The organism is Mesorhizobium sp. M0040 (assembly GCF_040323505.1).
GTDB lineage: Bacteria > Pseudomonadota > Alphaproteobacteria > Rhizobiales > Rhizobiaceae > Mesorhizobium.
Window position 1 is genome coordinate 1 of record NZ_JAMYVA010000052.1, and the last position, 19,304, is coordinate 19,304.

General features: G+C 62.4%; 24 protein-coding genes and 2 pseudogenes. 5 read left to right on the forward strand and 21 right to left on the reverse strand.

Annotated elements, in window-relative coordinates:
* Positions 1–168: 168 nt before the first annotated feature.
* Genes NKJ91_RS28155 through NKJ91_RS28175 form a run of 5 tightly spaced genes read right to left on the reverse strand, consistent with a single transcriptional unit; the run spans position 169 to position 1,966 of the window.
* Positions 169–492: a hypothetical protein gene (locus NKJ91_RS28155; RefSeq protein ID WP_023675762.1), complete on the reverse strand. Its 324-nt coding sequence runs from the start codon at positions 490–492 to the stop codon at positions 169–171.
* A complete protein-coding gene (locus tag NKJ91_RS28160; protein WP_352458138.1) occupies positions 492–695 on the reverse strand; it encodes a hypothetical protein in 204 nt (67 codons plus the stop codon). Before NKJ91_RS28160 ends, NKJ91_RS28155 begins: the two co-directional genes overlap by 1 nt.
* Positions 680–949 carry a hypothetical protein gene (locus NKJ91_RS28165; RefSeq protein WP_352458139.1) on the reverse strand — a complete coding sequence of 90 codons (270 nt, stop codon included), beginning with the start codon at positions 947–949 and terminating at the stop codon, positions 680–682. Before NKJ91_RS28165 ends, NKJ91_RS28160 begins: the two co-directional genes overlap by 16 nt.
* Positions 949–1,161 carry a hypothetical protein gene (locus NKJ91_RS28170; RefSeq protein WP_352458140.1) on the reverse strand — a complete coding sequence of 71 codons (213 nt, stop codon included), beginning with the start codon at positions 1,159–1,161 and terminating at the stop codon, positions 949–951. The genes NKJ91_RS28165 and NKJ91_RS28170 overlap by 1 nt, the downstream gene beginning before the upstream one ends.
* A 1-nt stretch (position 1,162) precedes the next feature.
* Positions 1,163–1,966 carry an N-acetylmuramidase family protein gene (locus tag NKJ91_RS28175; RefSeq protein WP_352458141.1) on the reverse strand — a complete coding sequence of 268 codons (804 nt, stop codon included), beginning with the start codon at positions 1,964–1,966 and terminating at the stop codon, positions 1,163–1,165.
* Positions 1,967–2,124: 158 nt separating this feature from the next.
* Here NKJ91_RS28175 and NKJ91_RS28180 point away from each other — a divergent pair, with 158 nt between their 5' ends.
* The 5 genes from NKJ91_RS28180 to NKJ91_RS28200 all read left to right on the forward strand — a co-directional run bounded on the left by NKJ91_RS28180 (position 2,125) and on the right by NKJ91_RS28200 (position 4,336).
* A complete protein-coding gene (locus NKJ91_RS28180) occupies positions 2,125–2,310 on the forward strand; it encodes a hypothetical protein (RefSeq protein ID WP_352458142.1) in 186 nt (61 codons plus the stop codon).
* Between the two features lie 173 nt (positions 2,311–2,483).
* The gene (locus tag NKJ91_RS28185; RefSeq protein WP_352458143.1) at positions 2,484–2,633 is read left to right on the forward strand and encodes a hypothetical protein; all 150 of its coding nucleotides are present in this window, start codon (positions 2,484–2,486) and stop codon (positions 2,631–2,633) included.
* A gap of 179 nt (positions 2,634–2,812) precedes the next feature.
* A complete protein-coding gene (locus NKJ91_RS28190; protein WP_352458144.1) occupies positions 2,813–2,980 on the forward strand; it encodes a hypothetical protein in 168 nt (55 codons plus the stop codon).
* Between the two features lie 167 nt (positions 2,981–3,147).
* The gene (locus NKJ91_RS28195) at positions 3,148–3,321 is read left to right on the forward strand and encodes a hypothetical protein (RefSeq protein ID WP_352458145.1); all 174 of its coding nucleotides are present in this window, start codon (positions 3,148–3,150) and stop codon (positions 3,319–3,321) included.
* A 268-nt stretch (positions 3,322–3,589) separates the two neighbouring features.
* Positions 3,590–4,336, forward strand: a complete 747-nt coding sequence (locus tag NKJ91_RS28200) for a hypothetical protein (RefSeq protein ID WP_352458177.1) — start codon at positions 3,590–3,592, stop codon at positions 4,334–4,336.
* A 28-nt stretch (positions 4,337–4,364) separates the two neighbouring features.
* Here NKJ91_RS28200 and NKJ91_RS28205 read toward each other — a convergent pair whose 3' ends face one another.
* From NKJ91_RS28205 to NKJ91_RS28275, 16 genes and pseudogenes are all read right to left on the reverse strand, one after another.
* Complete coding sequence (locus NKJ91_RS28205; RefSeq protein ID WP_352458146.1) at positions 4,365–4,949, reverse strand: acyltransferase; 585 nt, start codon at positions 4,947–4,949, stop codon at positions 4,365–4,367.
* Between the two features lie 33 nt (positions 4,950–4,982).
* A complete protein-coding gene (locus tag NKJ91_RS28210) occupies positions 4,983–5,708 on the reverse strand; it encodes an SGNH/GDSL hydrolase family protein (RefSeq protein WP_352458147.1) in 726 nt (241 codons plus the stop codon).
* 147 nt (positions 5,709–5,855) lie between these two features.
* Positions 5,856–6,080 (reverse strand): annotated as a pseudogene (locus NKJ91_RS33910) (phage head spike fiber domain-containing protein); the annotation flags it as partial.
* 265 nt (positions 6,081–6,345) lie between these two features.
* A pseudogene (locus NKJ91_RS33915) lies at positions 6,346–7,740 on the reverse strand (phage head spike fiber domain-containing protein); the annotation flags it as partial.
* Positions 7,741–7,883: 143 nt separating this feature from the next.
* The gene (locus NKJ91_RS28220; RefSeq protein WP_352458149.1) at positions 7,884–8,258 is read right to left on the reverse strand and encodes a hypothetical protein; all 375 of its coding nucleotides are present in this window, start codon (positions 8,256–8,258) and stop codon (positions 7,884–7,886) included.
* A gap of 249 nt (positions 8,259–8,507) precedes the next feature.
* Positions 8,508–8,981 (reverse strand): hypothetical protein, encoded by a 474-nt coding sequence (locus NKJ91_RS28225; RefSeq protein WP_352458150.1) that lies wholly within the window; start codon positions 8,979–8,981, stop codon positions 8,508–8,510.
* Positions 8,982–8,995: 14 nt separating this feature from the next.
* Complete coding sequence (locus tag NKJ91_RS28230) at positions 8,996–9,145, reverse strand: hypothetical protein (RefSeq protein ID WP_352458151.1); 150 nt, start codon at positions 9,143–9,145, stop codon at positions 8,996–8,998.
* Positions 9,146–9,189: 44 nt separating this feature from the next.
* Entirely contained in the window at positions 9,190–9,624 is a 435-nt protein-coding gene (locus NKJ91_RS28235; protein WP_352458152.1) for a hypothetical protein, read from the reverse strand.
* Between the two features lie 3 nt (positions 9,625–9,627).
* Positions 9,628–12,153 carry a hypothetical protein gene (locus NKJ91_RS28240; RefSeq protein ID WP_352458153.1) on the reverse strand — a complete coding sequence of 842 codons (2,526 nt, stop codon included), beginning with the start codon at positions 12,151–12,153 and terminating at the stop codon, positions 9,628–9,630.
* Positions 12,153–12,644 carry a hypothetical protein gene (locus tag NKJ91_RS28245; RefSeq protein ID WP_352458154.1) on the reverse strand — a complete coding sequence of 164 codons (492 nt, stop codon included), beginning with the start codon at positions 12,642–12,644 and terminating at the stop codon, positions 12,153–12,155. The genes NKJ91_RS28240 and NKJ91_RS28245 overlap by 1 nt, the downstream gene beginning before the upstream one ends.
* Before the next feature lie 2 nt (positions 12,645–12,646).
* Complete coding sequence (locus NKJ91_RS28250; RefSeq protein ID WP_352458155.1) at positions 12,647–13,315, reverse strand: hypothetical protein; 669 nt, start codon at positions 13,313–13,315, stop codon at positions 12,647–12,649.
* Between the two features lie 215 nt (positions 13,316–13,530).
* Positions 13,531–15,987 carry a phage tail protein gene (locus NKJ91_RS28255; RefSeq protein WP_352458156.1) on the reverse strand — a complete coding sequence of 819 codons (2,457 nt, stop codon included), beginning with the start codon at positions 15,985–15,987 and terminating at the stop codon, positions 13,531–13,533.
* Entirely contained in the window at positions 15,984–16,586 is a 603-nt protein-coding gene (locus NKJ91_RS28260; protein ID WP_352458157.1) for a phage connector family protein, read from the reverse strand. Before NKJ91_RS28260 ends, NKJ91_RS28255 begins: the two co-directional genes overlap by 4 nt.
* 287 nt (positions 16,587–16,873) lie before the next feature.
* Positions 16,874–17,119, reverse strand: coding sequence for a hypothetical protein (locus NKJ91_RS28265; RefSeq protein WP_352458158.1), 246 nt, complete (start codon positions 17,117–17,119; stop codon positions 16,874–16,876).
* A gap of 201 nt (positions 17,120–17,320) precedes the next feature.
* Positions 17,321–18,310, reverse strand: a complete 990-nt coding sequence (locus NKJ91_RS28270) for a Coat protein (RefSeq protein ID WP_352458159.1) — start codon at positions 18,308–18,310, stop codon at positions 17,321–17,323.
* Positions 18,311–18,333: 23 nt separating this feature from the next.
* The gene (locus tag NKJ91_RS28275) at positions 18,334–19,242 is read right to left on the reverse strand and encodes a hypothetical protein (protein ID WP_352458160.1); all 909 of its coding nucleotides are present in this window, start codon (positions 19,240–19,242) and stop codon (positions 18,334–18,336) included.
* Between the last annotated feature and the right edge of the window lie 62 nt (positions 19,243–19,304).

Genomic DNA, 19,304 nt, shown 5'->3' on the forward strand with positions numbered 1-19,304 from the left:
ACAACCACCCATCCCAACCCCCCATCTTGGGGGGCCCCCGCGGCAGCCCCCCGCCCTGGCCCAAAACAAACTTCTAACACATTCCGTGCAAAAACCAAAACCCCCCCCCCCACCTTTCGGGGCGCCGGGCTCCAACTGAACGTCACTATTTCGTCGGGCTTGGGCGGCTTACTCCTCCTTCACCGGCCCGAACCGGCGCACGATCATTTCGAAGACGATGTCCGAAATCCACATGGCCGAGACGCCGATTAGGAACGCCGCGGCCAGCGTCGTGGTGTCGTCGTCCGGAGAAGGAATGGGCAGGCCGGCGGCGCGGAAATAATGCACGACCGGCAGCGTCAGATAGGCCGCCGCCAGCGCGCCGCAGATCGGCGAGGCCACCATTTCGCGGACCTTGTAGCGATGACGCGACAAGGCCCGCAAAATGCCGCCGGACAGGCCGGCGACCAACACCGGCGCCTTGATGCCCAGGACGTCGAGTAATTCGTGCATCATGGCGTCCACCCGCACCATCTGGCACCCTGCCCGTTGAAGGCGTTCATCTCGTCGAGCTCGGGCCGGGTCATGGCGGCGACGACGGCCGCCGATGGCCGGCGCGGCTGGTTGTGGTCGCACCAGACCTGGCGCGGATTGCCGGCCGGCGTGGTTGTCGCGCAGCCGGCGAGCGCCAGGCAAAGGATCAGCGCTTTGCCCATTTCTCAGCCTCCGCTCTTGCTGCAGCATCGGTCATGCCGGCGACCTTGCGCCCTTCGGCGGCGGCCTCGCGGTTCATTTCGAGGCGGTCCTCGGCGGCCGCGACTTTTGCCTCGGCCTGTTTGACCGCCTCCTTCTTCGCCCGGTTGATGCCGCCGGCAACGTAAAGGCCGATGCCGCCGGCCGCAGCAGCGAATACCGTCATGACGACCTTGTTGCCGATGATGGCGCTGAGAATGGCGAGGAGTGCGGCCATCACAAATCCTCCGCGCGGCGGCGGCGCAGGAACTCGGTCAAAACGCCGTTGATCACAAGAAACCAGGGGAACCATTCCCCCGGAATGATCGGCGAAAGCACCTGCGGGTCGACATAGGTGACGATGCTCGCGATGACGCCGATGGCCGCCTGAAGCCGCGCCCAGAATATTGTCTCGCTGTCGCGGAAAAAGCTCTTGATCCGGGTCCACATGTCATTTCCTTCCAGACAGTTTGAGGATGGCTGATAGTTTGAGGATGGCGGCGATCAGCGCTGCCCAGAGGCCGGGCCTGGCGGCAGGCACGGGAGGTGCAGAGGACGCGGGCGCAGCGGTCGCTTGCGGAACGGCAATTGGCTTAGCGAGCTCTGGCGGGACTGCGGGGACGACCGCCGATGACGCCGGACCGGCAGACGGCCAGGGCGTGTCCTTGATGCGGCTCCATTTGCGATAGGCCTCGGCAAGCCTGGTATCGTAGGAGTTTTTGCGATAGCCGGCGCCGTTGTAGCCCTTGGCGAATCCCGACCAGTCATGATTGCGCAGATTGTCGTCGAGCCGGTTCTCGACGATGAAGTCGATCGCCGCGCCGAGCTGCAGCGCCTCGTCTGCCATCATTGCCTCGGCCATCGCCTGCACGGTAAGGAAGCCTGCCGCCTTGAAATTCTCGCCGAGGACCTGACCCAGCCCCCACGAAGCGGATTTGAGCGCCGCGGTTTCGTCGATCGCACAAGCCGCCCTGAGCCGTGGGTAGCTATCCCTGGGATAGGGCTTCTCGCCCCACTTCGGATAAGCGAGGCCGGCGGCTACCGCTTGTGCCCGCTCGGCACCCGACAGGTTGCGGTAGAAGACGTGCGGTTCGAATAGGATGACCGGCCGGCCAACGGCGTCGAAGCCGTGCCCGCTGGTTTCAACATCGAGGAACGCGTGCATCTCGTCCTCGCCGACGCCGATCCGGGCACCGAGTTTCGGCAAGTCTATATCATCGAGGCGCCTGGCGGCGCCCCTGAACGTCATGTCCATGGGCAGTCCTTTCCGCCCTCGCGGGCAAGGTTTTGAGGTTGAAAAAGCAGATGCGTGGCGGCAAAGCAGAATTGGGCGGCAGCCCGTGCCGATGTTGCCGTGGCAAGGAAGGTTGATGTTTTCGACCTGCCGTGTGAAATGGGCGCGGGATGGTGCACATGTCTGATGATGAACAAACCGCTGCGGCGCGCTGGACGGTGAAGTCCGAGCTCCGCGCCGTCGCTCGCGACAAGCCGTTGCTGCTGGTGCTGGCGGCGATCCTCTGTCTCTATTGTGCGTTTATCGCCGGACCGATCGTCTATGCGGTGCTGGCCATCAACGGCATTGCGGATTTCTTCAAATGAAGCCGGTTCCGGCGATCTCGCTCCGGTCCCGGTTCCTGCGTCTACCGCGCCCGAAATTGCTCGACCTGGATGAAATTGCTTAGCCGGGATGAAACTGTTCCCGTCTATCGTTCGTACCTGTAGCGGGTACGGGAGGACACGTGACGATAAGAATCAGGCTTCCAGGCGGGACTTTGAAGATCAAGAAAAGGGACGAGCTGCGGCGCCGCGAGCAGAATCGCGAGGTGCCGGTTTGGCAGGTCGGCAATTACTTCGTCATCTGGTGGCCGAGCGGCGTGTCCGATCGCCCATCCTCGCCCAGAAAATCCTCGCCCAGGAAATAGCCCGCGCACCAGACGATGCCGACTGAGCAATGACGCCTCCGTGCGGGATCGGGAACGGCCGCGCGCGCCCAAACCTCAAGACCGCTCGACTAGTCCCAGAAATAGTCAGCGGGCAGGCATTGACTCTTCCGCAGCGGAAGGTCTCTGATGCTGCATTGCACAATGGGGTGGCGGAATCGATGGCGGTGCGTATCAGGATGCCTGGCGGCACACTGAAGGTGAAGGTGTACCGCGAATTGCGCGACCGCGAACGCGCCCGCCGCATACCCGTCGTCAAGATCGGCCGGATCTATTTCACCTGGTGGTCGAACCGCCAGCGCCTGGTTGACGATCAGTCGCCAGGGTGACGCATGAATATTTTCGGCTGCCATGCGCCTGGGAAAGCCCGCCCCGACCTCCGCCGGCCAGCTCGCAAAATAAGTTGATGACCCTGCTGTTGACTCTTCCGCAACGGAAGGTCTCTACTTACCGCATTGCACGAAAATTGCTGCGTTGCACAACGGGAGTTGGACCGATGGCAGTGCGTATCAGGTTGCCGGGCGGCACTCTGAAGATGAAGACCTATCGTGAGTTGCGGGCCAGGGAACGCGACCGCCGCGTGCCTGTGATAAAGATGGGCTCGCTGTATTTTGTCTGGTGGTCGAAATCCCAGGACCCGCACCAGAAGCCGCAGGACAGCAGACGGTAGCGGCTGCACCGGCGGTGGTCTGCGTCGGCGATGAACCCTGACAATTCCGAAATACCGCCCAGCTGTAGGATTTCTGGTCGGCCTGCTGTGCCATTGTTGGTGCGCACAGCATCCCGAGCGGCCCTCGCAGAGCAATTCTTCTGACGAACTTTTCGGCGATTTTCAAATGGCCTCCAGACTGGCGGACACGCGCGTTTGCAAGCTTGCAAACCGCCGTCGCTTGTCGCAAATAATTGTCCGCGGGCGGGCGATCAGGAGTCATCCATTGATGAATGTCCAATCGCGCATGCATGCTTTCCTTCGCTCAAGCCCCCTCCGATATTATTTTCACCTCGCAAAGGCTCGCCTTGCCGGGTCTCCGCAATCAGACGAAAGTGTGATCCTGTCGCAGATTGTTGGCCAAAGCCCGAAAACGTTCTTGGAATTTGGTTTCCATCCGACGGAGTACAACTGCATTGGGCTTAGTGAATTCAGGGGTCTGCTCGTCGACGGCGACGCAACGACCGTGCGGTTGGCGCGCTCGCTGCTTCCAAAGCGGATTGAAGTGCGCCAGAGCTTCATTGATCTCAACAACATCGAAAGTCTCGCCACGCATTTTCCGCAACTTGGAGTGCTTTCCGTCGATGTCGATGGAAACGACTACTGGTTTCTGCAAGCCTTGCTGCCAGTGCGCCCGGCCGTCATTGTCGCGGAGTACAATGCCAGCTTCGGGCTCAACCCCGTCACCGTGCCATACGATCCGTCGTTCGATAGGGCCGCAAAGCACGAAAGCGGTTGGTATCACGGCGCCTCGATCACCGCTCTGACGCAGCTCTGCAATAGTCACGGCTACAAACTCGTCGCTGTCTCGGCGGCTGGCGGCAACCTGTTCTTCTTGCCGCAGACTGTGGCCTTGCCCGGACTAGAGCCTGTGGAGGCGTACCGCGAGAGTGCACTTCGCAACGGCTGGTCAGGAACCACGGCGAAGGAGCAATGGGAGCGGGTCAAGCACATGCCCTTCGTGACTGTGAGCTAACCGTGTGATGAGCATTAACCCAAAGGCATCATTTCACGACCCGGTCAGGCCGCACCAGGGCGTCAGCAGGGACGTCGGTTCGCACTATGGAACCGGCGGAGATAATCGCCCGATCGCCGATCGTGACACCCTTCATGATCATGGCACTGTTCCCAATCCAGACATCGTCTCCAATCACGATCGGAGCGGAGCGGATGCCAGGGTCGACTCTAGGATGGCCCCGCTTGAAGATGGCTTGCATCTGCGCGAAGCGCTTCTTCGGGTCCATAGGATGCGAGTTGGTGTCGTGGATCGCCACACCCCATGAGACGTGTACCCGCTTTCCGATCTTGATCCCCACCGGGTCTGACGACCAAATCGTCGAGCTTGGGCCAAGATAGAACCAATCATCAATCTTGATCCGACCCTCGTGGGCAAAGACCTGCAAATGCCCATCCAAATGGCTGTCCGCGCCGATTGAGACGCGAGACCGGTCGCCGTGGATATTGAAGATCTCTGCCCCGGCGCCGAACTTCGTGCGCGGCCCGATGACGGCATTCTCCCTAGCGGCGCCCGTGGCGATCCACGACCAAAAGCGGCGGCGAAGAGTAAGAACGGTGGAGAAGACGCGCATTCGCGAACATCTGCCACACAGGACCATTCCAGTCTAGGCTCCGAAGAAGCCCCGGCGCGACAGACAACGGAGTTCCTCAGCGTCGAAAGTTCCGTGACGCAGACTGCCCGCAGCATTCGGATGGAGCTCATCGCCCATGTAAAGCAACGAGGTCAGGTAGCCGATGCCACTCTCACCACCTACGTCGATTAACGGTATGGACAGCAGCTTCGCCACTTCGCGCTCGGCGTTGAAGAACTGGTCCATGGTGTTGCCCTGGCCATTCACCCGACCTATCCGGTGCGTCGCGTGTCCAGGGCCGCCGCTGTAGGTGCCAATCATGACGATCTTGGCGTTCGGCGCACGCGCTCGGATGGCGGCGCAGGCCGCCCACAGCGAACCATAGTGAGTGGCGTAGGTCGTGTCGCCGAGAGCGCCCAGGGGCGTCTCCTGCGCGCCAAAGGCGTTCGGGCCCGGCTCCAGGATTACCAACTCCGCGTCGACTGGAATGTTGGTGATCGCATTGGACATTCCGTAGCTCGGATAGGCGGTGGTGCTCAGCCCCAAGGCCGAGCCACTGACGGCTAGATTGGTAGGGACCATACCGGTCAGACCGGCGAGGACGGGAACGTAGTAGGCTCCGGCCGAAATACTAGAGCCGATCAGCGTCAATTTCTTACCAACCAGGGCGGCCGAGCCGTCGTCATATGGATCGCCGCCGATGTTGGCCGGATCCGACAGTAGGCCAAGATACAGAGCGCCATTGGCGACTGCCGTCACGCCGGCGCTTTTGGTCCAGGCCGAGTTGGAGAGGTTTTCCGAAGACGAGAAGACATTCGGCCCACCATTGATGCTTAGAGCCGACCTTTGGACATAGAATCCAGACACACCATCGCCGACATACGGGTGACCGCCAGCAGACGGGAAAATACGCTGTTGCCAGTTCGTCGCGGCCGTGGCCGTTGCCGTCTTCGTGACCGTGCATTCGTACCAGCCGTTGCCAAGAGCGACGATGCTCGCGCCCGTGCCGGTCGCAGTCCCGGTGTCGAGATTGAAGGTGCAGTCGAAGATGACGGCGTTGTTGGAGTAGAGATTGAGACGATTGCGTTCGGCCTTTTTTAGCGGTGACTTTCCAGACGATATTGTCGCCATTGACCACGGACCTGCCCTGATAAACGGAAGGATTGCCAGAGCCGACCATTTCGACAAGCTTCGATGCCGTCATTCGGCCTCTGACGGTCACGTCGAGGCCATCGACAAGCGGAGGCAGGGAGATCAGCACCGGTTCATAAGGGCTGACCGTGGTGGTAACCGTCACGTTCTGCTTCGTGAAGGCGGCGTTGGCGGGGTCGCTGCTCGGGAACAGGTTAGCCGGCAGGCCCTGCTTGCGCAGCACGATACTGCGAATGTACATACCGCTGGTTCCATCGCCGGTGAACGGAAAAACGCCAGCAGCCGACATGCGTGCCTGCACATTGTTCGTAATACTTGCCGCAGCCAGGACAACAGCCTTGCACTCGTACCAGCCGGAGCCAATATCCGTGATGGCAGCGCTGACGAGGTTCGCGCCAGAACTGCTTGAGACGATACCCTCCTCAAGATTGAAGTTGGCTGTATAGGCCGCACCAGCCCCCGCGTGAATAAGCTGCAGAATGCTTCGCTCTCCAGCTTTGGCAATGGCAATGTGCTCGATCGTGTCGCCCGACACAAAAGAGTAGGATCGATATACAGATGGGCTGACTGATCCGGCCGCCTCAGTTAGCCTGGCGGTCGGAACGCTAAGGCCTTCGATCATTGCTAGGCTATCGACGCTCGAAAGGAGAGCAGCCGTTGCCGCGCGAACGCCCGTGTCGGCCGCCACAGGCCCTGCCCCGACATTGAACAACCCCAAAGAACCTGTCGAAACTTCGGTCCAGAAATACTCGCCGACATCGACATTCCTGCCCAGCACCGCCGCGGCGGCGGCGCCGGCGAGCCCTGCCGAGGCTGCAAAGCTGAACGTCGGCGCCACCGTGTAGGAGCCCGGCGCCGTGATCAGTATCTGCGTCAGCGCCCCGCCCGCCACTACGAAGCGGCCGGCGGCGCCCGAACCGGTCCCGCCGGTAAACGCGAGGTCGAACGTGCCATTGGCGCCGCCCGAGCCTGCCGTGATCGCACCGTTGCCGACGACGCCGAAGCCGATTGCCGCCGCCGTCGTCGGGAAAATGCCCTTGCCGTAGAGCGAAGCGTCGCGTGCGGCCTGAGCGCTGATGACGGCCGCCGCGGCCGCGACGGCATCGGAATTGGTGGCAGCCCGGTCGGCAGTGGTTTGGCCGGCATTCGCGGCGGAAGCGGCGGCACTGGCTGATGCCTGGCCGGCGCTGGCTGCGGCGGCATCCTTCAAGGCCTGGGTTTCATCGCGCAGCGCTTCGACCTCTTCGACCACATCGGCGATGTCGGGCGGAACGGATGCGGCGACGGTGATGGCATCGGTGCCGACGGCCGGCTCGTCGGCCGTGAACTCGAACACGCGGCCGGGATTGACCGATCCGATCTGGGTATGGACCGTCGTGCCCCTCTGCAGGGTGCGCGTGGTGCGGGCATCGGCGGCGCGGAACCATTCGCCTGCGCTCGCCGTGTAGATGCCGTTCTGCGTCGGGTCGGCCTGGTCCTTGACCAGCACGCGGTCGCCGATTTCGGCCGGCACGCCGTCGATGGCCTGCAGGCCGTGCAGGAGGATGTCGGCCGTGGTTGCGAGGCGCACGGGTTCGCGTTCTCCGGTCAGGAGGCGAACGGCGGCAGTTGCAGGTCGGGACATGAGGGCTTGCTCCATAAAAAAAGCCCCGCTAAGCGAGGCTGGAAGGGGTTCAGTGCTGTCGGTGGGGTATTTAAGCTACGCGGCCGGACACCGCGCTATCCGGCGCAGCCGGTGTATTCACGGACGATTTTGCGGACAACGAGCAACGCGGTCCAGGGCTACAGCAATCCGCCAATGAGCCTTCTTGTCCCACCCATTGCCGCCAGCCCACAGGCCATGCCGGCGCAGTCGGCGACCCAGTCGAGGATATCCATATCGCGCGCGATCAGCTGGGCCCCCTGAAGCAGCTCGATCGCCGCGCCGGTAAGAGCGAGGAGCACGACCAGCCTCGTCTTGTGTTCCGGCCAGCCGAGGCTTCCGAGTGCCGCCAACACCGCGAACGCCGCGGCATGGTTGAGCTTGTCATGGTGGAAGGTGAAGCCCATGTCCAACTCCTGCAGGAAGCGCACCGGCGAAAGCGCGAGCAGGAGAACGCCGGCCAAGGTGAGCAGAAAAACAATCCTTGCCATGGTCGGAAAAGTGTCTGTGCGCAACAGGTCAATCCTTCATCTGAAACAGGAGCCGAACCCAAGCACTACCGACTGAGACCGCTCTGCGATTAGCAGGCCATAAGCCAGCATCGTGACCACAATCAGACCGCTGTCCCGATGACGGCACGCTCTACCCGGACCGTCCGGCCACAAAACGGATACCGCATCACAGACTGCGGGGGTTGCATCCCTTCAGACCAGAGGCGAATACCGCCTCTAGCCAAGCTTCGAACGGGAGTCCCCAATGGCAGATCAGCGGAAACCCTGTTTTAGAGAAGGTCTCGGATATTGACAGGTGTTCCCGGCGGCAGGTCTTTCACCTTCGCGATAAGTTGGCCCATTATGTGCCAATAGACTTCCAGGTCCGACAGCTCCTGGTTTTTGATTTCGTCCTTGCCATCGAGAAACAATGGTATCTTTGTAGCCGATGCATTGGTTGTAAGCCGGTTCGGCGCCACCGGCCTCGCGCCAATCCGCGTAAAGGTTGGCGGCCAACGCCGCGTCTTCATCCTCTATGACATCGACCTCGTGGAAGGTGCGGATGTTGGCCGGCACCTGGAGCGCCTCCCCCGTGCCCGGCTCGAACATCACGACACCAAGTTCCCCTTGTTCCAGGCTTTGGCTATCGACTGCAAGCGCCGTCCCCAGCCAATCATAACCAAAGCAGGTGATCCGGCCGGTGAATTCCGGAAAACCCAGGCAGACACGTGCGTTCCAACGTGCCACGTCCTGCGCCCGGATTATCCTGTACAAACCGTGCTTGAACGAAGCGCCGCCGAACTGGCCAGCAACTCGCTCAATCCAGGCACTTTCGTATCCAGGGAGAAATTGCCGGTGTCCGCCGGCATCCTACTATCCACCGGGAAGTTTTGGCGAAATTTCTCGAACATTGCGATCTCCAATCTACCAGCCGATCAATCTGACGGTGCCTAACCTACTCTTGCCGAACGTCGAACGGCTTGATGGTAGCGGAAGGGAGACCTCGTTCATCAAACACATCGAAGACTCGCTCCGATAAGACGAGGTTAAGGTTCTTGGCTATGCCGAAGTCATCGTGACCCGCTTTCCCGCTCACCTTCAGCCACACGAAAGATGGAAGCTCTACCTCGGGCTGAAGTTCGCGGAAATCTTCGGACTTTATGACTTCAACAGGGGCGAATGTCGCTCCGGTGAAGCCGATTTCTGACAATGCGTGCGCGGCCTCTTCCGTCACGAGAAAACATGGAAAGCTTGTTATAAGAACATCACCGATCCATCCCTCCATCTGGTACACGAGCTTGCTTACGATAGGAGGGTGGACACTGGTATCCATGACAGTGCCGTCACCCAATCCTCCGGCCACATCGGGCAGAATGTCAAAGTATCTCATCATTCACCTATTGGTGGGATCGAACAAATGTCCGTACTTCTTGTCGATTTCGGTAACATAGTCAAGGACCTTCTGACGGGTGGCATGAGGGTTTTTCTTATAGAAATATTCCCACTCGCTCCGAATTACCTTCAGGTGCAAAATTATGTCGAACTCGTTCCGGATTACACGAAGATTCTCGATTGAATGCAGCTCTTTCTCTGTAAAAAGCCCGGGATACCTTTTAAAAACTCCCTGCTCGACGCCATGATGCACTCTATAGTCGCTTTTGTTGAGACTAGGATTCGCATCGAAAAAGACTTTTCGATAGTCGTTGGATGGAGCCCACCCAACCTTCGCCCCGGCATGTTTAACTTTGGACGTATTCCTAGCAAGCATCGCAGCTAATAGCGCGGTTTCAACTGCACTGTCGGATATTTCGCCGGGTGGTGTCTTCCGGCGTGGCATTGGTGGCGAGACCGAGCGCGCAAGCGCTTGCTGGTGCCTAAGGGTTTCGGCATCGACCCCACGAACAAGTGCCTCGCCGCCTTCGACTAGGTCAGTCGGCCGCCTCGAAAATATTGAGAGTTTCTCTACCCAGGGCTTGGCAATCTTCGCCGCGGCGCGTTCCAGGGCCACGGCCGCCAACCTATCGCCAGGAATTGCGCCCGCGGCATTGAGCAGTGTTTCTTCGTAGTTGCCTTCCAGCGCTGCATTTCCAGCCTTCTCCAGTGCAAATGACGTCCCCAACGGCGTGAAGTCGGCCACCGAGATGCTGTCTTCGCCAAGCCCATCGGAGCCCACGAGTTTTTGTGCGAGACGACGCCACAGGCTCCCCCGCTCACTGTCGCCGGCTATCAATCTCCCGAGCCACTCTTGATTCGTCGGTAAGTAGTTGGTGAGTTCCGCGTTTGATACCGATCGTCCTGGCTCGACAGTGTTGGCTAAATCGAGCAGCATCATCGGGTCGACTACAGCTGCCCGGACCGACCTATCCGCGATGCTGTTATCTGTTTGGGACGCGCTGGTCTGAAACAGGTGGCTGAGCACCGCTTCGCGCGCGGCTTGATTCGGTAGCGCGGCGAACACATTGCGCAGCTCTGCGGTCTGGTCTTGCGGCTGGGCCTTGAGTCTGCCGACAATGTCCTCAGCGACAGAGTTGGGTAGCGGCTGGGCGGTCTCAAAACCCAACTGTTGCTGGGCGGCGATGGAGCCAATGATCGCCGCCCGATAGTCTCCCGGCTTCGACAGGTTGCTCCAGGCCGCATCAAGGTTCGCGAATGCCTCGCGGACATAGCCGCCCGGATCGGCCTGCCTGGCCTTGAACGTCAGGTCCGCGGCGGTGGCGATAGCGTCATGGCGCGCCTTGTCCACTTCCGGCGTTGAACTATCTGCGGTGGGGTCGGCGTCCTTGACCATGGCCCGCACGGCGTTATTCGACAGGTCGCGCATGCCGTGGAATTGACGATTAACCTCAACGGTCCTGTTGAACGCCTCGAAGCGCCTGGCGCCTTCGGTAGCGCCATAGAGAGCGACGAACTGTTCCGGCGTTGGGATCGGGCCGGAATAGGTTCCATTGTCCCTGATGTCGGCCGGCGCATTCTGCTCGGCCAGGATAATGTTTGTGCGTTTTTCGACTTGCCGCATCGCGTCGGCGGCTCGGGCCTGCTGGACCAACCCTGGCCGCTCTTCGGGGGCAATGTCGTCCCCAAAAGCCTGCGCCAACGTTTGGTCCGGCGTAAGCTTGCCTACGCGGTCACGGAGCGAAGCCGGTGCGGCAGTTCCATCCGCCGGAGGCCCACTCACAGCCTCGACGGTATCGTCCTTGGTCCTGCCGTCAGTCGCTCCCGACCCCCCACCCAGCACCTCCGCAGCGCGCTTCGGGTCCTGGGCGATCATCGCCTGGACAAGCGCCTTTGCCGCGTTGCTGCGCCAGGCGGCCTCGGCAGCTTGCCGGGCCACCGGGTTGCCCATCTTGCCGATCAGGTCGAGCCCGCTCTGCCTGATCGCCTCGAACGTGCCGCTGTCGTTCGGGTCGCCTTGCGCGATGGCGCTTGTGTAACCGTCCTCGACCTTGCTCCACTCGGCCTGCTCATAATTCTGGCGCCGCGCGTGCTGCTGCGCGGCCATGCGCGCCGAGCCGGCGAGCCGCAACGCCTGCTTTTGGGCGAGGAAATTGGCGCGTTCGCCCTCCGGCACTTTCGCCGCGGTGTCGTCGAAGATCTGGTCGAACAGGCCGGGCCTGACGACGCCGTCGCTGCGCGGATCGAGCTGGCCATACATGAAGTCGTGCAGGCCGCCGCCGTCGGCCGGCGCGGTCTGCACCGCCACGGCCTCGGCGTGCGCGATGCGTGCGTTCAGCTCGCGGCCGATAATGTCGGCGTCGAACGCGTCCTGCTGCTGCTTCTGCTGCCGGAAGCGTTCGGCAATCGCCGAGAGCTCGTCGCCAAAGCCTTGCATGGCGGCGGCCACCGGCGAGCCGTCGGGATAGGAGGCCACAGTGCCGGTATCGAGCCGGCGCTGGGCAAGCTGGAGCGGGATGGTGGCCATCAGTAGAGGCCTCCACCCGGCGCCGGCGGGAAGGCGCTTCTGCCGAACGTCACCGCCTTGGCCGGGTCGTATAGGCCGGAGAGGCCCGACACGAGACTGCCGCCGGCCTTGAAGATCGAGGCGCCCACCGCCTGCCTGCCGGAAAAGCGCGCGATCGCCGCCTGCGTGGCGAGACCGTTCTGGCGCAGCTGCGAGCCGTACTGGATCGCCTTGAGGTCGAGCTGGCCCTGCCTGGCATTGGCGGCCAGCACCTCGGTCGGCGAACCAGAAATGGCGACGCCCGAAGCGCCGGCCTGGGCACGCGCCTGCGCCTGCAGCAGATCCTGCTTATGGCGCTCCTGGCCCTGCTCGAAGGCCGAGCTTTGAGCGTCGGCCCGCGCCTGCTGTTCATAGGCCTTGGCCTGGTAGTCGGCCATTTGCTTCGACCGCTGGCCTTCCGCCAGCGCGCCGCCGACCGAAAGCGCCGTACCGATAAGAGCTAGTGTGCACATGGTCAGCCTCGTTCGCCGGCGGGAATGAATTTGCTTTTGATGCCGCCGACCGGTGCGCCGATCGCAGGGCGCCGGTCGAGCACGCCGCCGGGGCTGAGGAAGGACAAAAGCAGCCGGTCGGCCTGGATCGCCGGGCGGCTGAGACGCGATGGCGCGGCGGCGCGCGGGCCGGCCATGGCAGTGCGCCGGATGGTGGTCAGGTTGACCTTCAGGCCGACGGCGCCGTCGGCATCGAAAAGGCCGTTGGCGGCGATGATGGCGCGGCTCAAGGCATCGGCCGCGAACAGCTCCTGGCGCAGTTGCTCGATCAGCCAGTGGACCGTGCGCCAGCGCTCGCCGAGCGCCTCGGCCTTTGTCCTGACCTCGTCGCCGGGCGCCGACGTGGCAGCGACGGCTTCGGCGGGGGGTTCGTCCAGGGGGGCGCCAACGCGGCGCTCGTCCGCGTCCTCGATGGTTTTCTCGATCAGCGCGATTTCAGCGTTGCAGTCGTCCAATGCGGCACGCGCCGCCGTCAAATTGCCGGCGCCGAAGATCGCGTGAAACTTTTCCGTTTCCAGCTCGCCCTTGCGGGCGATCGCCTCGTTGAGGTCGGTGTCGAGCAAGGCGCGGATGGCAGCGAAATCGGCAGCCGTCCGCGCCTTGCCGAGTTGCTCGGCATGGGTTGGGGTCACGGGTGGGTTCCTTGGTTGGGGAAGCGATGGAGGACGGAGCGGGTGATCTCCCCCCTCGAGGGGGAGATGGCCGGTAGGCCAGAGGGGGTCGTCTCGCGTGGAGCGCCGGCGTTCTTCCCCCGCGATGGAGGCGATAGGAGGCCGCGTCAGGACGAACCGACCCCCTCTGTCGCCTTCGGCGACATCTCCCCCTCGAGGGGGGAGATCAGCAGTTTCTAAGGCTCGGCGTCGAACACCGGTGTCATCGCCCTGATCGTGCAGGGCGTTGGATTGACGTGGCGGATCTTCACCCGCCCCTGCCCTTCCCAGCTATCGTCGATCGGCACCTCGACATTGCCGGTGAACAATTTCGCCATGCCGTCGGGTGCAACCACGGACGGGATGCGAACCTGCTCCCAGCGGCCGCGGATGAAGGACTGGACCTGAAGCCCGGTTGTGTCGGTTTCCAGCAGCGAAAGAATCAGCTTGGCCACCTTCTTGCGCCGCCCGACGATCGAGCCGTCGCGGCCGCCGACGTCGAGCTCCAGCGTGTTGGCTTCGGACTGGTAGCCGAGCCCGACCTGCCATTTGGCTGCCGTAGCTCCACCGGGGAGCGAAACCGCGCCAGCGGCCACAGCAAGGCCCTTGTAGACCTTGCCATCGGCCAGGACGTCGGCTGTTTCGCCGTTGAGATGATCAAGCCCCGAGACCGTGCCCACAGCGACGCCACCATAGGTCAGGCCGCAGTCGACTTCGAATGCATCGCCGATCCCGCCATACTCGAACGGCGCGGTCTTTATTTCGATATAGCGCCTGGTCACGCCGCCGATCGTGCGCTTGACGATCAGCCAGAGATCGTCGTTGCCGTCCTGGCCGGGCGTCACCACGGCGCTTTCGACAACGGCCCAGTTCGATCCTGCGAAGCTTCCGGCGATCTGGTGGATGTGCATGCCGCGAACGTCCTGCGACGGCTGGTGCGTGTAGCCGCCGAGTTCGCCATCCCCGAGCGGGAACCAGAGCAGCGGATCGGGGTCGGTCTGGAAGGCGAGTTCGACGACGCCTTTCTTGGGAATGTGCTCCGATATCTGACCGACATCGTCGGAGGTGAAGCGGCCGGTGGCATTTTGCGTCAGCTCGGCGATCGATTTGCGGGAGCGGGTGACATAGAGGAACGACTGCCCCGCATCGACGGGACGCAGCGGGGCACAACCGAAAGTCCGCGACCGGCGGTTCTTGAACGAGGACGGCGTCAGCGCCTCGTCGATGCCGGAGCCCGACAGCGCCCTCACCCCGCCAAGTGTTCCGATGATCAGCGCGCCGTCCGATTCCGCCACCCACGTAATGTCGTTGGCCTGACCGCCACCTGCCTGCACGAATTCCAGCGCGTCGGTGTCTTTCTCGCCGGTGGCGAAGTTGTCGAAATCGCCGGTTTGCGAGGCATAGACCGAGAATTTGCGACTGAACGCCAGGCGCTCCTCGTAAAGCGAACCGCTCTGGACATACTTGCCGGGCACGAACGTGCCGAGACGCCAGCGGATGATCGGGCTGAGATCGGGCAGAGCGTGCCCGTACAACTGAACCGTGACCACCATGGTGCTGGTCCGGGCAACGATCTTGGCCCAGCGCCAGAAGCCATCCGCGCCAAGCAGACGAACGGCGCGGCCGACATCGCTGGTCTGGAAGCCGATGCCGTCGTTGATGCCGACGATCGAGGAGGCCGAAAGATCGAACGGCGTTTGCGACGGCGCGTATTCGTGCAGGGCCAGTTCGGCGATAGCGGTTCCGTCGCTGCCGCCACCTGAAAACAGCAGCTGATAATATTCGTAGGCAACCGTGTTGTTGAAGCCGTCGAAGAAACGGGTTTCCGACTTGGACCAGCCGGTCTCTCCGTCCCGGCTGTCGAGCGTCGTCCAGTCGGTGCCGTTGTGCGAGGCCTGGAATTGCCACTGGGTCGGCGATGCAGTGTCTGAGTGATCATTCGTGGCGGTAATCCAGTAGGCGTCGACCGTCTTGGCCCCGCCGCCGCCGAACTGGTAGCGCAGATACCCGCTCGGAAAGCCCGCTATGTTCTCCCCCTTCTGCTTGTCGCCATCGAACACCTGCCACACGTCGGATGAGCCGTTGCTGTTGCTGACCGTGCCGCTTGGCAGCGTATTCGCGACCATGACCGGCATGGCGTTGCCGGTTGCGGCCGGCGTTAGCGTCGTGGCGGTGGTGTTGATCTTGTCGTATGGGCCGTCGAGAAAGACGAAATCGGCGAGCATCCAGGTCGTGTGCGCAGTGCGCGTCAGCACTTTGACCGGATGACCCTTGTGGGTGATCCACATCTGGTCTGCCGACTGGACGAATTGCAGGTCGAACAGATCGGCCTCGGGATAAGGGGCCGCCACCTCGACCGTACCGACGCGGGCGCCATAGGCGTAGACGCGGATGTAAAGATCGCCGAATTCGAGCGCATAGGCCTGATCGGCCGAGAAGATGAACGGGATCAGCCGTGTCGCCTTTGACGGAGCCTTCACCTGCGCGCAAAAATACGTGCCGCCGCGTTTCCTGATGCCGCCATGCGGCAGCGTGACGAAGTTCGTGCATTTCGACAGCGCCGCCCGGTAAAGGTCGAGCGAGGCGCGAGCATGCAAGCGGGGAGAAATCTCGCCGCGGATGAAAGCGTCCTGGATCGGATAGAGCGTGGTCATCGGCCGACGCCCCGGCTGTCGCCGCGCTGGAAAGCCCAGGACGTCGTGGAAAATCTGCCGCCGCGCTGGATGGCATTGGCTGAATAGGCGGCGTCCAGCGCCCTGTCATAGGCGCTACGGGCGACGTCGATCATGCTGGCCTTGTGGGTCAGGGGATGGGCGATCTTGATGGCGAGCGCCGCCACCAGCACTTCGCTGAACAGCGCGTCCCAGTCGTTGGGATCGGTCAGATTGGCGACATAGCGGATGATGCGCGGTCCGGCCTGATCGGAATAGACCAACCCGGCCTCCTGTCGCCATGAGAGCGGCACGCCATCCGGCTCGCCATTCCCTGTCAGCGGCAAGGGCCGCAGGCAATCGGCGGGAAGCTCATAGGCGAAGTTCAGCGTGCCGGCGCCGCTGCCGGTGTCGAAGCCGGCGACCGAGGCCGCCAGGATGGCGAAGACAAAGGCGTGCTTGGTCAATTCGGCCTCGCGGGTCAGGTCAAAATGCAGATTGAGCAGGCGTGCCGCCTTGGCGTCCTGGTCGAGGCTTTCGATCGGCGCCTCGTCGAGCACGGCGAGCGCCATGTTGGCGATGTCGAGCGGGGTGATGGCCATGGCTCAGGCCTCCGGCTGTGTGGTTGGTCGGGGAAAACGGGGCATGGTGCCTCCACGGCAAAAAGCCGCTTCAAGGCGGCTGGGATTTCTTGTGATTTTGGCTTGGGCGGAACGTTGCACGTCTCGTGCATGGAGCCGTCACGACGCCAACCGCCCGTCAGGACACGGGTGGCAGGCGCTGCGTGATCCGCCTCTTTTCCGTTCGAAGTAAGGAAGACGGCAATGCTTCGGTTGTTGCAGTTTCACGGCACCGCCGCGCAACGCGGCGATGTCTTGCCTGAATTGGGTCAGCCGATGCGTGCGCCGGTCGAGATCCCTGTTTCAGCTGACTTGGCAAAGACGCTTGCTTTCACCCTTCCGGCACCTCCCGCCAAAGCCAAGCCCCTGTCCAGGGCATCCTGAAGACTTGGCGTGTAGTAGGCGGTGTCTTCCAGGCCGCTGAAGAAGTTTATGCGATGAACTTCCCCCTTCTTACTCATGACAATGCCCGCTTTTCGGAGCACTTCCTGAACTGTTTTGTACTTCATGTTCATGGTGACCTCCCTTACCAAGACAAGGCAGCATCGCCCTTTCTTGTAACTGTTTGGTGCCGTCGATTGGCCAAAGGGCAACATGAATGTTGTAGCGAACGCCAAAATTCACATCACTCCGACGCAGCGCAGCGGGTGAACTTGGGATTCGCCGACCTGGTGTCCCGAAGGGGCGGGACGTCTGACGCCCGCCCCTTCGCCCGATCAGGCCTCGGTCGTCTTCAGCGCGATGAACGTCATGTGCTTGACGCTCGACGCCGTGCGGTCCCAGTTTGCCGCCAGTGCCAGCTCGGCATCGGTGGCGAATTCGCCGGCCGAGGACGCGTCGAGGAAGCGGGTGCCCGGCACATGCGGCACGAAATGCCGGCGGCCGACCATTTCGGTGACACCACCGCCATGGCCCTGCCGCGGCTTGCGGTCGAACTCGAGCGGCCCGCCTTCGGTGTTGACCGGCAGTTCGTTCCACAGGATCGCCTTGTCCTTGAACATGAACGCCGTGTAGACGCCGCCGGCAACCGGAATGTCGTCGTCGACGACGGCCCTGAGCCCCATGTAATAGGGGATCAGCGGCCCGCCCTGCTCGGACGACGGCACATAGTCGATGAGGTCGGCGAGTTTCAGCGCCTTCATCTGTTTCGAGTGCATCCAGATCGTCTTGAACTTGTCGGCGCGGTCGCCCATCAGATAAGCGGCCTCGATGATGTCGGTGTCGACGATGGAGGCACCGGTGATGCGCACCAGGTCGCCTGCGTCATTGGCAATGTTGTCGGCCAGCACGCCTTTCAGTATGCCCAGCAGCGTCAGCTTGTTGGCGCGCTGCCAGTAGTCGGTCTGGCGGCGCACGATAAGCTTCTGCGGATCGTCGCCGGCAAGGATCGAGGTCAGATCCGGGATGCCCCAGGCCTGCGCACGCACATTGCGGGCCGCGACTTCGCGGCGCGCGCCGATCTTCTTCATTTCGATCGAGTCGGCCGGGTCGTCATTGACCGGCTCGGACGGATCGTTGCCGAGGTCCTTCCAGCCGGGCATGTCGACGGAACGTCCGCCCAGGCTGAGCTTCGAGGCGATCGACGGGTCGGAAAACAGGATCCCGGCCTGGTAAATCTCCAGCGACTGGACGTGCTCCTCGAACGAGTATTGCGCATAGACGGACGGAACGATCGCGTCCGCGATACGGGTATAGGCGTCTGCCATTTTTGTCTTCCTTCAGGTTTGGGTTAAAGAGGATTGTTGGGCATCCACAGGTCGGGATTTTCGCCGGCCTCGCGTGCCAGCCGCCGGGCGCGGGCGGGGTCGCTTTTGACCAGGGCTGAGATGCCAGTCAGGTTGCGCTCGCCGGCGGCATTGCGCTTGAAGGGATTGCCTCCGCTCAAGGCAGCATTGCCGTCGATTGTGTCTTCGCGGAACATCGCCTCACCGATGGCGTGGAACGCCTTGGCGATCTGCGGGTCGGTCAAGGCACCGTCCGGCAGAAGGATGCCCTTCGCCTTGTAGGCATTGACCAGGCCGAGCTTCTTCATCGCCCGGTTGGCGACCTCGAGCTTCTGGCGAAAGCCATCGCTGCCGGTCGGTCCCCAATCCCGCACGAGATCGTCGTGCGTCGTCTCGACTGAGCGGGCAAGGGCGATTTGCTGTGCCTTGGCCTGCTCCGCCATGTAGCCGACGAAGCGGTCGTGATAGGCCTGTGCGACCTTCGGGGTAGCACCTGCCTCGACCGCCCAGGCCTTGGACGCATTGGCGAGCTCGTCCGAATAGGCGAAGTTTTCGGGGAGCCCGTCGGGGCGCCGGTACTCGACCTTGTCGGGCGAGGTCAGCGGACGCATCGCCTCGGGCAGCCGGGCATGGAACCTGTCCCAGTCTTCCGCGGCTGCATCGGCTGCCGGAACGCGCAGGCTCTCACCCTGCTGCCGCTCCAGCTCCGCATAGGAGTTGAAAACCCGATCGAGGCTGTCAGGCTTGGTCCAGCCCTTGGTTTCAGCAAGCTTGCGGTTGCCTTCGGAAAGACCGTCAAACCAGCTTGTGGCCGCAGGCGGGGCGGACCCGTTGTCCCCGTTGGCCGGTGGCCGTGCAAGGTTGCCCGCCGGTGGCGCCGCCACCACGGACCCGGCGTCTGCCAGATCTGTCATGAGAAGATTCCTTTTGTTACAGAATTAAAGGCCGGTGATGAGAGCGCTGGCGGCGAAGCTTG

Coding starts and splice junctions, on each gene's coding strand:
- NKJ91_RS28155 (WP_023675762.1), bottom strand. CDS start 492: ATGCACGAATTACTCGACGTCCTGGGCATCAAGGCGCCGGTGTTGGTC.
- NKJ91_RS28160 (WP_352458138.1), bottom strand. CDS start 695: ATGGGCAAAGCGCTGATCCTTTGCCTGGCGCTCGCCGGCTGCGCGACA.
- NKJ91_RS28165 (WP_352458139.1), bottom strand. CDS start 949: ATGGCCGCACTCCTCGCCATTCTCAGCGCCATCATCGGCAACAAGGTC.
- NKJ91_RS28170 (WP_352458140.1), bottom strand. CDS start 1,161: ATGTGGACCCGGATCAAGAGCTTTTTCCGCGACAGCGAGACAATATTC.
- NKJ91_RS28175 (WP_352458141.1), bottom strand. CDS start 1,966: ATGGACATGACGTTCAGGGGCGCCGCCAGGCGCCTCGATGATATAGAC.
- NKJ91_RS28180 (WP_352458142.1), top strand. CDS start 2,125: ATGTCTGATGATGAACAAACCGCTGCGGCGCGCTGGACGGTGAAGTCC.
- NKJ91_RS28190 (WP_352458144.1), top strand. CDS start 2,813: ATGGCGGTGCGTATCAGGATGCCTGGCGGCACACTGAAGGTGAAGGTG.
- NKJ91_RS28195 (WP_352458145.1), top strand. CDS start 3,148: ATGGCAGTGCGTATCAGGTTGCCGGGCGGCACTCTGAAGATGAAGACC.
- NKJ91_RS28200 (WP_352458177.1), top strand. CDS start 3,590: ATGAATGTCCAATCGCGCATGCATGCTTTCCTTCGCTCAAGCCCCCTC.
- NKJ91_RS28205 (WP_352458146.1), bottom strand. CDS start 4,949: ATGCGCGTCTTCTCCACCGTTCTTACTCTTCGCCGCCGCTTTTGGTCG.
- NKJ91_RS28230 (WP_352458151.1), bottom strand. CDS start 9,145: ATGTTCGAGAAATTTCGCCAAAACTTCCCGGTGGATAGTAGGATGCCG.
- NKJ91_RS28235 (WP_352458152.1), bottom strand. CDS start 9,624: ATGAGATACTTTGACATTCTGCCCGATGTGGCCGGAGGATTGGGTGAC.
- NKJ91_RS28240 (WP_352458153.1), bottom strand. CDS start 12,153: ATGGCCACCATCCCGCTCCAGCTTGCCCAGCGCCGGCTCGATACCGGC.
- NKJ91_RS28245 (WP_352458154.1), bottom strand. CDS start 12,644: ATGTGCACACTAGCTCTTATCGGTACGGCGCTTTCGGTCGGCGGCGCG.
- NKJ91_RS28255 (WP_352458156.1), bottom strand. CDS start 15,987: ATGACCACGCTCTATCCGATCCAGGACGCTTTCATCCGCGGCGAGATT.
- NKJ91_RS28260 (WP_352458157.1), bottom strand. CDS start 16,586: ATGGCCATCACCCCGCTCGACATCGCCAACATGGCGCTCGCCGTGCTC.
- NKJ91_RS28265 (WP_352458158.1), bottom strand. CDS start 17,119: ATGAACATGAAGTACAAAACAGTTCAGGAAGTGCTCCGAAAAGCGGGC.
- NKJ91_RS28270 (WP_352458159.1), bottom strand. CDS start 18,310: ATGGCAGACGCCTATACCCGTATCGCGGACGCGATCGTTCCGTCCGTC.
- NKJ91_RS28275 (WP_352458160.1), bottom strand. CDS start 19,242: ATGACAGATCTGGCAGACGCCGGGTCCGTGGTGGCGGCGCCACCGGCG.